This is a genomic window from Rhizobium sp. IBUN (assembly GCF_000510625.1).
GTDB classification, from domain to species: Bacteria; Pseudomonadota; Alphaproteobacteria; order Rhizobiales; family Rhizobiaceae; genus Rhizobium; species Rhizobium altiplani.
On record NZ_AZNV01000020.1, the window covers coordinates 31,294 to 43,747 of the forward strand.

General features: G+C 60.0%; 13 protein-coding genes. 4 read left to right on the forward strand and 9 right to left on the reverse strand.

Annotated elements, in window-relative coordinates:
* Positions 1-18: 18 nt before the first annotated feature.
* On the reverse strand, positions 19-1,254 hold the full coding sequence (locus tag RHIBUN_RS0118515; protein WP_025660692.1) for an ABC transporter substrate-binding protein: 1,236 nt from the start codon (positions 1,252-1,254) through the stop codon (positions 19-21).
* Positions 1,255-1,708: 454 nt separating this feature from the next.
* Here RHIBUN_RS0118515 and RHIBUN_RS0118520 point away from each other — a divergent pair, with 454 nt between their 5' ends.
* Positions 1,709-2,752, forward strand: a complete 1,044-nt coding sequence (locus tag RHIBUN_RS0118520) for a LacI family transcriptional regulator (protein WP_025660693.1) — start codon at positions 1,709-1,711, stop codon at positions 2,750-2,752.
* 80 nt (positions 2,753-2,832) lie between these two features.
* Here RHIBUN_RS0118520 and gndA read toward each other — a convergent pair whose 3' ends face one another.
* The gene (gndA, locus tag RHIBUN_RS0118525; RefSeq protein ID WP_198021162.1) at positions 2,833-4,284 is read right to left on the reverse strand and encodes an NADP-dependent phosphogluconate dehydrogenase; all 1,452 of its coding nucleotides are present in this window, start codon (positions 4,282-4,284) and stop codon (positions 2,833-2,835) included.
* 126 nt (positions 4,285-4,410) lie between these two features.
* Here gndA and RHIBUN_RS0118530 point away from each other — a divergent pair, with 126 nt between their 5' ends.
* The 3 genes from RHIBUN_RS0118530 (at position 4,411) to RHIBUN_RS0118540 (ending at position 6,027) form a co-directional block, all read left to right on the forward strand.
* The gene (locus RHIBUN_RS0118530) at positions 4,411-5,196 is read left to right on the forward strand and encodes a helix-turn-helix domain-containing protein (RefSeq protein WP_025660695.1); all 786 of its coding nucleotides are present in this window, start codon (positions 4,411-4,413) and stop codon (positions 5,194-5,196) included.
* Positions 5,197-5,265: 69 nt separating this feature from the next.
* Entirely contained in the window at positions 5,266-5,664 is a 399-nt protein-coding gene (locus RHIBUN_RS0118535; protein WP_018854730.1) for a polyketide cyclase, read from the forward strand.
* Positions 5,665-5,673: 9 nt separating this feature from the next.
* Positions 5,674-6,027 carry a VOC family protein gene (locus RHIBUN_RS0118540; RefSeq protein ID WP_025660696.1) on the forward strand — a complete coding sequence of 118 codons (354 nt, stop codon included), beginning with the start codon at positions 5,674-5,676 and terminating at the stop codon, positions 6,025-6,027.
* Here RHIBUN_RS0118540 and RHIBUN_RS0118545 read toward each other — a convergent pair whose 3' ends face one another.
* The 7 genes from RHIBUN_RS0118545 to RHIBUN_RS0118575 all read right to left on the reverse strand — a co-directional run bounded on the left by RHIBUN_RS0118545 (position 6,028) and on the right by RHIBUN_RS0118575 (position 12,319).
* Positions 6,028-6,747, reverse strand: coding sequence for a PAS domain-containing protein (locus RHIBUN_RS0118545; protein ID WP_025660697.1), 720 nt, complete (start codon positions 6,745-6,747; stop codon positions 6,028-6,030).
* Positions 6,748-6,930: 183 nt separating this feature from the next.
* Complete coding sequence (locus tag RHIBUN_RS0118550; RefSeq protein ID WP_025660698.1) at positions 6,931-7,866, reverse strand: lipid A biosynthesis lauroyl acyltransferase; 936 nt, start codon at positions 7,864-7,866, stop codon at positions 6,931-6,933.
* 4 nt (positions 7,867-7,870) lie between these two features.
* Entirely contained in the window at positions 7,871-8,899 is a 1,029-nt protein-coding gene (locus RHIBUN_RS0118555) for a zinc-binding dehydrogenase (RefSeq protein ID WP_025660699.1), read from the reverse strand.
* Positions 8,900-8,953: 54 nt separating this feature from the next.
* The gene (locus RHIBUN_RS0118560) at positions 8,954-10,240 is read right to left on the reverse strand and encodes a beta-ketoacyl-ACP synthase (protein ID WP_025660700.1); all 1,287 of its coding nucleotides are present in this window, start codon (positions 10,238-10,240) and stop codon (positions 8,954-8,956) included.
* An 11-nt stretch (positions 10,241-10,251) separates the two neighbouring features.
* Positions 10,252-11,448 (reverse strand): beta-ketoacyl-ACP synthase, encoded by a 1,197-nt coding sequence (locus tag RHIBUN_RS0118565; RefSeq protein ID WP_018854724.1) that lies wholly within the window; start codon positions 11,446-11,448, stop codon positions 10,252-10,254.
* On the reverse strand, positions 11,445-11,927 hold the full coding sequence (locus RHIBUN_RS0118570; protein ID WP_018854723.1) for a 3-hydroxyacyl-ACP dehydratase FabZ family protein: 483 nt from the start codon (positions 11,925-11,927) through the stop codon (positions 11,445-11,447). Before RHIBUN_RS0118570 ends, RHIBUN_RS0118565 begins: the two co-directional genes overlap by 4 nt.
* A gap of 113 nt (positions 11,928-12,040) precedes the next feature.
* Positions 12,041-12,319: an acyl carrier protein gene (locus tag RHIBUN_RS0118575; protein ID WP_007533215.1), complete on the reverse strand. Its 279-nt coding sequence runs from the start codon at positions 12,317-12,319 to the stop codon at positions 12,041-12,043.
* Positions 12,320-12,454 lie beyond the last annotated feature (135 nt).

The window sequence follows — 12,454 nt, forward strand, 5'->3', positions numbered from 1 at the left end:
GCGTCGGAAAAGCGACGATCAGTCGGCAGAAGCGATGATTTCAGCGAAGCGCTTCTGAGCGGCTTCCGGCGTCATCGACGGATTTGCGAAGAACTCCGAGAAGAGGTCTTCCTTCTGCTTCTGGCTATCCGCCGACAGAAGCTGGTCGGTACCTTGGATCACATTGCCCTTTGCGAGGATGTCGAGACCCTTCTTCATGCAGTCGTTGGCTGCACCAAGGTCAACGTCACCGCGAACTGGCAGCGAGCCCTTCTTCAGGTTGAAGGCAACCTGCGTCTTGGGATCGAGAAGCGTCTTGGCAAGCACAGCCTGTGCCTTAGACTTCTCTTCGTCCTTGAGCAGGGGGAAGTAGAAGGCATCACCACCGGTGGAGATGATTTCGTTCACGCCGAGGCCCGGAAGGCAGGTGTAGTCGGTACCGGCCTTCTGACCAGCCAGCTGGAACTCGCCTTGCGCCCAGTCACCCATGATCTGGCCACCGGCCTTGCCCGTGATGACGAGGTTGGTTGCTTGATTCCAGTCCTGAACATTGCTGCCCTTGGACATACGGCGAGCGTCATCGGCGGCCTTGAAAACCTTTGCGATCTCCGGACCGGCAGCCGCTTCAGCGTCCTTGTCCTTGAACACCTTGAGGAAGGTATCCTTGCCGGCAATGGCAACCATCAGCACGTCGAACGCGCCGGCAGCTTGCCAGGGCTGACCGCCAACGGCGAGCGGAACGATGCCGGCCTTTTCGAGTGCCGGAGAGGCGGCGACAAATTCGTCCCAGTTCTTCGGCACTTCAACGCCAGCCTTCTTGAAGGCTGCATTGGAGAGCCACAGCCACTGCCAGGAGTGGATGTTGACCGGGGCACAATAGATCTTGCCGTCGATCGTGCAGGAATCGAGCAGGCTCGACGGACGAACGATATCCTTCCAGTGCTCGGCGGTGGCGACGTCGGTCAGGTCCCGCATCAGGCCAGCCTGAACCAGCTCTTCGGCCTGACGGCCATGGTTGAACTGCGTGGCACCCATCGGATCACCGCCGGTGATGCGGCTGATCATGATCGGACGCGCGGTACCGCCGGAGCCGGCGATCGCACCGTCGACCCACTTGTTGCCTGTCGCGTCGAATGCCTTTGCGAGTTCTGCCACGGCAGCGGCTTCGCCACCAGAAGTCCACCAATGGGTGACTTCAAGATCGGTCGCGTTCGCCGCACCGAGCGGCAGCACGACGGAAGCGGCAAGTGCAGCCGCGATCAAACGAAAATTCATGAGTTCTCCTCCCTCACTGAAACGTTGCCGGAAAAACTTAGTGCAATCGATATTTTCGCGCAACAGCCAGCCGATGAAAAATTTCTAAACTTTTTTCTTTGCAATCTGAGGCTGCATATTGGCGTTGATTTTTGCACGGGAGAGCGTGGAAAGCACAACGAGCGAGCAAGTGCACAATCGGAATTATCGAATTGTTTTAACGCACAAAATATCGTAGTTATCGCATTTTCGGCGGTACGTTTCATTCGCAGGCGCAAAAAATGTGACCAAAACACCATGACTAAACCTATGGGAGCACCCATGCTGTTCAAACGCGAAAAAAGTCTCGACAATTCTACTGTATCGTTACAGATTTCGCTGTCTGAGGGAGGAGCATCTTTGGTCGCACTTGCGCTTACGACGCTTCTAAAAAGACTCTATAAGCGGACCAAATCGCATAGGATGGTCTAGAGGGATGAAAAATAACGAAAAATTCGGAGACGCCACCGGCGTGCTCCAGCGGGAGAGGCCGACGCTCAAGACGATTGCCTTCATGACGGGCCTCGGTGTGACCACCGTTTCGCGTGCCCTGAAGGATGCGCCCGATATCGGTGCCGAAACCAAGGAGCGCGTGCGCATGGTCGCCCGCCAGCTCGGCTATCAGCCGAACAGAGCGGGCGTGCGCCTCAGAACCGGCAAAACCAACGTCATCGCGCTTGTGCTCAGCATCGACGAAGAGATCATGGGCTTCACCAGCCAGATTGTCTTCGGCATTTCGGACGTTTTGTCGGGCACGCCCTATCACCTCGTCGTGACGCCGTATTCCATCGCCAAGGATCCGCTATTACCGGTCCGCTACATTCTCGACACCGGCTCCGCCGACGGCGTTATTATCTCGCGAATCGAGCCCGACGACCCTCGCGTCAGCCTGATGATCGAACGCAACATGCCCTTCTCCACGCACGGGCGCACCGAGAGCGATCTCGAACATCCCTATCATGATTTCGACAGCGAGGCTTACGCTTATCAGGCCGTCCGCGCCCTCGTCGCCAAAGGCCGTCGGAAGATAGCGCTGCTGCCGCCGCCAGGCCGGCTCACCTATTTCGCCCATACGCGGATCGGCTTCCAGACGGCGCTGCATGTCTATGGCGCCGAAGAGATCCCGCTGCGCGTCAACATCGACGCGCCGTTGCAGCAGATACGCGACGAGGTGGAGGCGCTGATGCGTTCCTCGCATGCGCCAGATGGCATCGTTTCCTCCTCGGCCGCCGGCGCGATCGCCGTCAATGCCGGTGTAGAGGCTGCCGGTTGCGTCGTCGGTCGCGACGTCGACCTCGTCTCGAAGCAATCGACCGAGATCCTCAACTGGATACGACCGAATATGATCACCTGTTTCGAGGACGTTCGCGAGGCCGGCCGCGAACTCGCCCGCGCGGTGATCGGCCGCATCGAAGGCGTTCCGCCCGAAAAGCTGCAGAGCGTCAGCCAGCCGACCTGGCCGGACGGCGTCTTCGACTGACCCAACAGGAAACCAAAGCGGCGAGAATCAAAAAAGCCCAGCTCCGGCCGGGCTTTTTCATTTTGGGAACGCGCGCCGGCTCAGAAGGTTGCCGCACCGCTACCCCACGGGCCGTGGTGGAAGTCCTTGCTGTCGAGGCGATCAAAGCCGTGCGCGCCGAAGAAGTCACGCTGCGCCTGGATCAGGTTGGCGGTGCCGCGGCCTTGGCGATAGGCGTCGAAATAGGTCAGCGCCGAGGTCAGCGCCGGAACCGGCAGGCCGGCTTGCACGGCCGCCGCAACGACGCGGCGCAGCGCCGGGATCGATTCCTTGACCATCTCGGAGAAGGCAGGCGTCACGACCAGGTTGGCAGCATCCGGAGCCTTGGTGAAGGCCGAGGTGATCTCGTCAAGGAACTGCGAGCGGATGATGCAGCCGGCTCGCCAGATCTTGGCGATGACAGGCATCGGCAGCGACCAGTTGAACTCGCGCGATGCTTCCGCCATGACGGCGAAGCCCTGCGCATAGGCGCCGATCTTGGCGGCGAACAGCGCCAGCTCCAGATCCTTGTTGAGTTCGGGGCCGTAGGCGATCGGGAACTTGTATTCCGGCTTGCCGAAGATCTTCTCGGCGGCTTCGCGCTCGGTCTTCATCGACGACAGGCTGCGGGCGGCAACGGCGGCTTCGATCGCGGTTGCCGGAATGCCCATGTTCTGCGCTTCGATCGCCGACCACTTGCCGGTGCCCTTCTGGCCGGCCTTGTCGAGGATCATGTCGACCATTGGGCCACCGGAGACCGGATCGCTCGCGGCCAGCACCTTCTCGGAGATCTCGATCAGGTAGGAGTTCAAGCGACCCTTGTTCCATTCGCCGAAGATGCCGGAAATGTCCTTGGCGCTCTTGCCGAGACCATCGCGCAGTATGCCGTAGATTTCGGCGATCATCTGCATGTCGGCATATTCGATGCCGTTGTGGATCGTCTTGACGAAATGGCCGGCACCGTCATTGCCGAGCCAGGCAACGCAAGGATCACCGTTGTATTTGGCGGCGATCGAGGTCAGCACCTTCTCGACGCGCTTCCAGGAGTCCTCGGTGCCGCCGACCATGATCGAAGGCCCATGGCGTGCACCCTCTTCACCACCCGAGACACCCATGCCGATGAAGGTCAGGTCGGTGTTCTTCAGGCGGTCGAAACGGGCGATCGTGTCGCGGAAGTTGGCGTTGCCGGCATCGATCATGATGTCGCCCTTGGAAAGATGCGGGCGCAGTGCTTCCATCTGCTGATCGACGGCCTCACCGGCCTTGATCATGATGATAATCGGACGCGGCGGGCGGATCGCTTCGACGAACTCCTCGATCGTCTTGCAGGGAATGATCTTCTTCTTCAGATCGCCGGCGCTTTCGTAGAATTCATCCGTTTTCTCAGGTGTACGGTTAAAGACAGCAATCTTGTTGCCTTTTTCCGCAATGTTGAGCGCCAGGTTGGAACCCATGACGGCAAGGCCGATCAGCCCGATTTCTGCCTTTTCCACGATACACCTCCGATGAGTCATTTTTGGACCGGTGTTGTGGCACTCTCTGGCTCAAACGGCAAGTTCGATTCGGCTTCGAATCGGCCTCGTATTGCCGGCATCGCAAACTAAGCCATATTCCCACTTGATCTTACAGGAAGAGGACCAATGAGCCGCGCAGCAACACAGGAGGAGGCCGTTCTGGCCGCTCGCGCAGGCCGATACACGGAGTATGCGCCCTCGCCTGTGCTTGGCGCTCATTTTCATTGTCTTTGGTCACACGAGATCCGCAGCGGAGCCGATCGGATAGCGATCGTGCCGGACGGTTATTGCGACATCGTCTGGATGGGTGGCACGCTGGTGGTGGCCGGACCGGACCGCAGCAGTGCCTTTCCGTCGCTTGCCGGTGGCGAGAGGATAGTGGGTGCGCGCTTCGCTCCGGGCGCCGCAGCCGGGTGGCTCAAGGTGCAGCTCTGCGACATCGTCGGACAGTCCATTCCTCTGGAGGATTTCTGGGGCGCGGCGGCCTTGAGATTGAATGAATTGCTGGGCGTCGGTGTCGGATCGAACGAACGGTTGCTGCAGTTAAAAGCCGCACTTGAGCAGGAGGCCGCCAGACGCATCGCGCCGGCCGGTGACATGGCCTCGGTGTTTGCGCGCGCAAGCGGTATTTCGCAGTCCGGCGACGTGGCCGACGCGATGCTCGAGGACCTGTCCATCGGGGCGCGCCAGCTTCGCCGGCGTTGCCACACCCATTTCGGCTACGGACCGAAGACCCTTGCGCGAATTCGCCGGTTTCAGCGCATGCTCGGCCTCTGCCGGAGCAGCAAGAGCCTTCCGCTCGCGGAGTTGGCGGTGGCAGCCGGTTATGCCGACCAGGCGCATATGACCCGAGATGCGCGCGAAATTTCCACGCTGACGCCCATGCAGCTTCAGCAGCAGATAGCCGGTTGAACGTCCGTTTTCTTCAATATGAAACTGGCCGTTCTGCTATCTCCATTGAGAGCAACACAGGAAAATGCCATGTCTACGATGCCCGCAAGGATCGTCCACAGCTCCATCGACAGGAACTGGCGCGACGTCTATGCCTTTGCCGCCGCCCCGGAGAACATGCCGCTTTGGGCCTCTGGACTGGCCTCCGGGCTGGAACGCAACGGCGACGACTGGATTGCCACTGGTCCGCTCGGCACGGTCAAGGTCAGTTTCGTCCCGAACAACGAGTTCGGCGTCATCGACCACACAGTGACGATCGAGAGCGGGTTACGGGTCTACAACGCACTGCGGATCGTGCCGAACGGCGATGGCTGCGAGGTCATGTTCACGTTGTTGCGCATCCCGGGCATGACGGACGAGCAGTTCGAGGCCGATGCCGCCCACGTCGCGAAAGATCTCACGGCACTCAAGGCGTTGATGGAAGCATAGGAGGCGATCATGGCTGCAACAGGGGACAACCGACGCATCGACTACGTCGAATTTAACGTCAGCGATATAGAGGCCTGCAAGGCGTTCTACGGCAGGGCTTTCGGCTGGACCTTTACCGACTATGGTCCCGAATACTGCGAATTTGATGACGGACGGCTGAAAGGCGGGTTTACGACGCTAGGCAATCCCCGGCCCGGCGGGCCTCTCGTCATTCTCTACGCGGATGATCTTGAGGCCGCCCTTTCAAGCGTGGAAGCTGCCGGCGGAACCATCGTAAAACCCATCACCGGCTTCCCCGGTGGACGCAGGTTTCACTTCAGTGATCCGGACGGATATGAACTTGCCGTGTGGACGAAGGCCTGATTACGCGACGACGGTCGGCGCCTTCGCTCCCGCGTGCTGCAAGATGATCAAGGCCCCGATCACACTTCCAGACGAATCTCGCAATGGCGACATGCGGCAGTGGACGATCTTCACCGCGTCGCTGTCGTGGCGCTCGTAGGCGTAGTCGCTGCCACGCCCCGCAAAACAAGCGTCGAGCTTTGCCTTCGCGCCTTCGTGAAAGCGCTTCTCGCCAATAAACTCCATCACGTGACGACCAATCATATCGATTGGCTTCCGGCCAAGATATGCCGAGTTGACGGTGTTCGAATAAAGATAGCGATAGTCCCTCGTCAGCACCGCGACACGGTCGGGCATCGCATCGAGGATTGCAGCATTCAGAAAGTGGCCATTGTCGACGCTCGGCGCGAACGCAAAAGGATCGGTAACAGGCTGCCGCTCAACCGGCGGCATCCGCCAACGGGGTGCAGATCCCCCGAAGTACCTTTCCATAAGCGCCGAAAGCAGCGCGACATAACCGCGAACGGTCTCACCGTCGTCCGCATATTGGTCGATAAGGCAACTGATGAATTCCAGCTGCATATGAACTTCAAGAATGCTCGTAGCGGCATGCCCGAGAATTGCGTCGACGAGCGGTTCGACCGAGCGATCCAGCATGTTCACGCGCGCGTCGTCACCGACGGCGATCGCCGCATCAATCTGCGCACAACACAATGAGAACGCTCGAAAAAGACCCAGCAAGACGCCTCCAATGCATTCCGTGAAGGAATGCGACCGAGATCGACCGAGCTATGCGTCACGCAAGTTGAAGCCAACAGCGCTTAGCCACTCGCCTTGATGGCAATCGCTAACATGACGCCGGTTCATATTCAATGAACGCGGCCGCAGGTTTTTCAATGATGAGATATAGGGATCGACGCAGGCTTACTTGAACACGTCGTGTTTTATCTTCCACCGGTCGTGATACCAGAGCCACTGCTCGGGATACTCCCGCACCCAGCTCTCCACCTTGTCGTTCAAGAGCTGCGCCGTCGCGACCATATCGAGATTGCCGTTGCTATCCCGGGGCATCGCGAGCTTCGGCTCGATTTCCAGCCGATAGCGATTTCCCGGAAGCCGGATGCAGCGTGCAGGATAGACCTCGCAGTTGAATTGACGGACGAGCTTTCCGAGCAGCGGATTGGTCTGGGCGTCGAGCCCGAAGAACTTTGTCTTCAGTCCCCTGCGGAATTTCTGGTCCACAAGGACACCAACGCCCTGCCCCGCCTCCAGCTGCCGCGCCAACGCGAAAGACGAGCCAGCATGAGACGGCACGAGCTTGCCCATTCGTGCGCTGCGAAAATCGAAAACTCTCTTCGCGACATAGGGGTTGTTCGGGGGGCGAAACAGCACCGACACATGAAGGCCAAATGCCGCACCGGCTACCGGCAGCAGCTCGAAATTGCCCGTGTGCGCAGTGAAAACGATGAATGGGCGCGGATTTTCCAGCAGATCGATGAAGATCGGTATCCCCGACACCTCGACCCGGCCCGGCTCCTTGCTCAAATAGTCGAAATCGAACAGCCGGTCGAGAAACACATACTCGGCGGCAAGACGCCCCATATTCCCCCAGCTCGCCAGCGCGATTTCCTGGATCTCCGCTTCGCTCTTCTCAGGAAACGCGTTGCGCAGATTGGTCAGCATCAGCCGGTGGCGCTTCACGCGCGGGCCGAGTTTTCGCGTCAGCCAGTCGGCAAAGTTAATCGCACCGTCAGCCGGAAACAGCTTCAGGAAGTTCAGAAAACCGAACATCGCCTGGGCGATCAACCACTGGCGAAAGTGGATGAGGGCCAGCACGACCTTAGTGATGAAGAGCTTCAAGTGCTCAATCCATCTTGAGGATGATCTTGCCAAAGATCTGGCGCGACTCCATGCGCTCCAGTGCGCGGTCGATGTCGTCGAAGCCGACTTCGGTGTCGATGACAGGATGGACCAGTCCGCGCCCCATCTTCTGCATGGCATTCGCCATGTTCTCCATGCGGCAGCCGAACGAGCCGAGCAGCTTCAGCTGTTGCTGGAAGAGCATCATAAGGTTCATGTCGGTGGAGACACCCGAGGTAGAACCGCAGGTGACAAGACGCCCGCCGCGCTTCATCGAGAGCATGGAGCCCGCCCACGTATCCTTGCCGACGTGCTCGAAGACGACGTCGACGCCCTTCTTCTTGGTGAGCTTGCGCACGACGCCTTCAAAGCGGTCGGTGCGGTAGTTGATGACATGATCAGCGCCGAGTGCCTTGGCCTTCTCGATCTTGTCGTCGGAGCCCACAGTCGTGATGACGGTGCAGCCGATCTTTTTCGCCAGCTGGATCGCCGCCGTGCCGATGCCGGAGCCGCCGGCGTGCACGAGGATGGTTTCGCCCGGTTCCAGCTTGGCGTTGTCGAACAGCATGTGCTCGACCGTTCCAAAGGTCACTGGAGCAAGCGCCGCGCCGATGGCATCAACCCCGGGAGGGGCCGGAACGAGGAGGCGCGCAGGCAGGTTCACCTTTTCCTGCGCAAAACCGTCCAGATGGAAACCATGAACGCCGGAAACATGCTCACAGAGATTGTCGCGGCCCTCACTGCACGGACGGCAGAGGCCGCAGGTACGTGCACCATAGATCGACACCAGTTGGCCCGGCAGGACATTGGCAACGCCCGGCCCGATCGCTTCGACAACGCCCGCAGCTTCCGCGCCGATCACCAGCGGCATCTTGCGCTTCGCAAACGCCATGCCGCGCCAGCCCCAGACGTCGATGTGATTGAGAGCCACTGCCTTGACGCGCAGCGTAACCTCACCCGGGCCGGGAGCGGCCGGTTCTGGAAGGTCGGTGATCTCAAGCTTGCGATCGTCAATCAGTTGCAAGGCGCGCATGGCAAAGTCCTTCGCCGCGAGGGCGTTCTATCTCGATGTTTTGTCGGGAACCGATTAAGCCGGTTCGAGCGCCATGACAAGGCTGGCATTCTGCCCGCCGAAGCCGAAGGAGTTGGAAAGCACGGCGTTGACCTGGCTTTCCCGCTTCTTGTTTGGCACCACGTCGATAACGATCGATGGATCGGGGTTGGTGTAGTTGATCGTCGGCGGCAGCGTGCCCGTCAGCATCGTCTGCAGCGAGAACACCGCCTCCACCGCGCCCGCAGCCGTCAGCGTGTGACCGATCATCGACTTATTCGACGACAACGGGATGGACGCCATCCGCTCGCCGAACACGGCCAGCATGGAAGCATATTCCATCTTGTCGTTCTCTGGCGTCGAGGTGCCGTGGGCATTGATGTAGCCGATATCGCCCTCGCCCATGCCAGCATCCGCCAGCGCTGCGCGGATCGTCGCAATCGCCGGGCCGCCGTCGGGAGACGAACGGGTACGATGGAAGGAGTCGGCTTTTTCGCCAGCGCCCTTCATGATGCCGAGGATCTTCGCGCCGCGCGCGACAGCTGCCTCGAGCGACTCCAACACCAGTGTGGCGGCACCTTCGGCAATGACGAAACCGTCGCGATCCTTGCTGAACGGCTTGGAGGCCTTGGTCGGCGGATCGTTTTGCGTCGAGAGAGCCGAAAGCAGCGAGAAGCGGATGAGTGCCTCCGCGCTGACAGAGCCGTCGGTCGCTACCGCAAGCGCTCGCGAGCTACGACCCTGGCGGATCGCCTCGATGCCGAGCTGGATTGCAGTCGCGCCTGATGCACAGGCGGTCGACAATGTCACCGGCAGACCGCGTGTGCCGAAACGATCGGCAAGGCGCTCGGAAATTGCGCCGAACAGCGACGCCTCATGGAAAGCGCCGTCCGGGCGCTGGCGCATAGCAGCCAGGAACCGGTCATAGGCATCCCCGGCATGATCGGCCGGCGGCGAACGGTCGGCGAGATCGAAACGCGCGCTCCACTCCGGCTCGATCGGCGGCGCAGCAAGGAACAACGGACCATCAAAATCGCCGCTGATACCAGCATCGGCGAGCGCTTCGATCGTGGTTTCACGGGCAAACGCGTAAGAGCGTTCGACTGCGTTCGCGACCGGAATGTCGATGAAATCGACGGTTCCGGCGATGCGGGTCGAAAGTCCCTCGGTCGGAAAACGATTGATCGCATGAATGCCAGAGTTACCGGCGGTCAGTGCTGACCAGTTATCTTTCAGGCCCTGCCCCAGCGAGGTGATGATACCGACACCCGTCACTGCGACGATCGGGCGGCCGAGGTGATCCTTGTAAGCCGAATCTTTCATTTGCACACTCCTCACGCTTCCGCGGAAAGAACCGCGACGCCTTCGCCACGCTGATGACCGACTGTAGTAACAACGGCCGCCTTGGTCGCGGCCGCCATCGGCTTTTCATGGGCCTGATCGAAGACCGGAATCTTTGCCTTACTGTCGACGGCCAACGCCCCCAGCGCCAGGCCGAGCGTGAAATGCGCCTCAAGTCCATGGCCGGTGACACCGCCGAAGCCGCGAACAGCGGCGCCAGGCAGATGACGCTCGAGTACGGCCTTCTCACGGCCGGCGAGGTCAGGAATGCCCGTAGAGCCGGAGAAGATTGCGGTGCTCTCCGGCGGAAGGTCGGACGCGGTTTCCAGCAATCGCTCAAGGCGCTTCTCGAGGTTGCCCGAGTTGCGATTGCCGCGATCGCCTTCAATGGACGAGATCGACGCATAGATGTGCGCGCCACGTGCGTCCGCATGCGCGCGCGACTCCAGGACGAGGAACGCGCCGAGCGATCCGGAAATGACGCCGCCGTGATCTCGGGACCAAAGCGGCTGCCATTCGTTGCGGCAGTAGACATTGATCGCCTCGAACAGGAGGACCATGTCCAGACGTTCCGCCGAATAAGCCCCGCCGACCAGTGCGTGCGTCGATTCGCCCGACTTGATGCGATGGAAGGCCGTCTCGACAGCGGAGATGCCAGCGGACTCCTCGCCCATGAAGGTCCGCGAAGAACCGGTAACCTTGTGGACGATGGAAATGTTGCCGGCGAGCAGGTTGGACAGCTGCGCCAGGAATAGCGTCGGGCGCAGTTCCGTCGTCAGCTTTTCGTTCAGGAGAACCTCACGGTCGTTGCGCTTCAGGCCTTCGTCGACGATCAGCGTATCGACATTGATGTCGCGCTCGCCGCCGCCAGCAGCGACGATCATGTCCATGGTGCCGCAGGCTTCCGCGTCTTCCTTGAAGCCGGCGTCATCGAGAGCGAGACCAGCGGCGAAAACACCGATACGCTGCCAGTTTTCCATCTGCCGCTGGTCGCCGCGCTTGGCGATCTGCTGCGACCAGTCGATCTCCGGAAGCGGGTGGACCGGATAGGGCTTGAATTTCTCAAGCTCGACGATTGTCTGCGGCGCGCCTTCAGCAGTGAGCAGCGCGATATGCGGCTCCTTGCCGACGCCCTGGCACGTTACAATGCCGACGCCCGTGATCACGACATCATTCTGAGCCTTACTCATTCATTTACTCCCTGCGAAGCAATCGCATCCATGAGGCCAACTTCAGCGGCACGCTTCTTGACGATATCTCCAAGCGGAACCTCGCTGAAAGGCATGGTCCGCAGCTTGAGCTGCGCGTCGCAGACCTTCTTACCGCCGCTCGTGATCTTTGCCTTGGTTACCGCAAATCCGGAGCCGTCATGTTCCAGAAACGCCTCGATGTCCAACACCGCCTCGGGTTCCACGAAGGTACGCATCTTGGCCCCGTCGACGGACATCAGGAACGGCATTGCGGCAAAATCGGTGGCCGCCAGCACGAGCATGCCAGATGCCTGCGCCATCGTTTCGATCAGCAGCACACCGGGAACCAGGGGCATACCGGGAAAATGACCTTCAAAGACCGGGCTTTTCGCAGGCACGACAGAGCGCGCCTTGAGCGTCCCTTTCTGAAGGTTGACCGCCTCGATGCGGTCAATCATCTGGAAGTACTCCAGTAGCATCGAATCCTCCGGCCACAAGGATACCTGCCCTGCGGCTAGGCCTACTTAGGAACGAAACCGCCCGGCCGCCATGGTTAACAGCGGCAGGGCGGAGAAAAAGATGACGGCGCCAATCAGGCCTTGGCGGCGCGCAGCTCGTCGATCTTGGCACAGAGGTTCTTCAGCACGAAATATTCTTCCGTGGAAACCTTGCCCTCGTTGACTTCCTGCGTCCACTTCTCGAGCGGGATCTTGATTCCGAATTCCTTGTCGATCGCGAAGACGATATCGAGGAAGTCGAGGCTGTCGATACCGAGGTCGTCGATCGTATGGCTTTCCGGCTTGATCGTATCGCGATCGATCTCGCTGGTTTCTGCAATGATGTCGGCAACTTTATCGAATGTGGCGGTCACGCACTTACCTCTTGAAATGACGAGTTAACCCTCCTCATAGGCAAATCCATTTCAAAAAGCCAATGCTTTCCTCCCTCCCGGCACGCAATTTGCACGACCAGTGTTGCTTAAACAGCAAAGCACACGGGCGGCTTG

Coding starts and splice junctions, on each gene's coding strand:
- RHIBUN_RS0118515 (WP_025660692.1), bottom strand. CDS start 1,254: ATGAATTTTCGTTTGATCGCGGCTGCACTTGCCGCTTCCGTCGTGCTG.
- RHIBUN_RS0118520 (WP_025660693.1), top strand. CDS start 1,709: ATGAAAAATAACGAAAAATTCGGAGACGCCACCGGCGTGCTCCAGCGG.
- gndA (WP_198021162.1), bottom strand. CDS start 4,284: ATGACTCATCGGAGGTGTATCGTGGAAAAGGCAGAAATCGGGCTGATC.
- RHIBUN_RS0118530 (WP_025660695.1), top strand. CDS start 4,411: ATGAGCCGCGCAGCAACACAGGAGGAGGCCGTTCTGGCCGCTCGCGCA.
- RHIBUN_RS0118535 (WP_018854730.1), top strand. CDS start 5,266: ATGTCTACGATGCCCGCAAGGATCGTCCACAGCTCCATCGACAGGAAC.
- RHIBUN_RS0118540 (WP_025660696.1), top strand. CDS start 5,674: ATGGCTGCAACAGGGGACAACCGACGCATCGACTACGTCGAATTTAAC.
- RHIBUN_RS0118555 (WP_025660699.1), bottom strand. CDS start 8,899: ATGCGCGCCTTGCAACTGATTGACGATCGCAAGCTTGAGATCACCGAC.
- RHIBUN_RS0118560 (WP_025660700.1), bottom strand. CDS start 10,240: ATGAAAGATTCGGCTTACAAGGATCACCTCGGCCGCCCGATCGTCGCA.
- RHIBUN_RS0118565 (WP_018854724.1), bottom strand. CDS start 11,448: ATGAGTAAGGCTCAGAATGATGTCGTGATCACGGGCGTCGGCATTGTA.
- RHIBUN_RS0118570 (WP_018854723.1), bottom strand. CDS start 11,927: ATGCTACTGGAGTACTTCCAGATGATTGACCGCATCGAGGCGGTCAAC.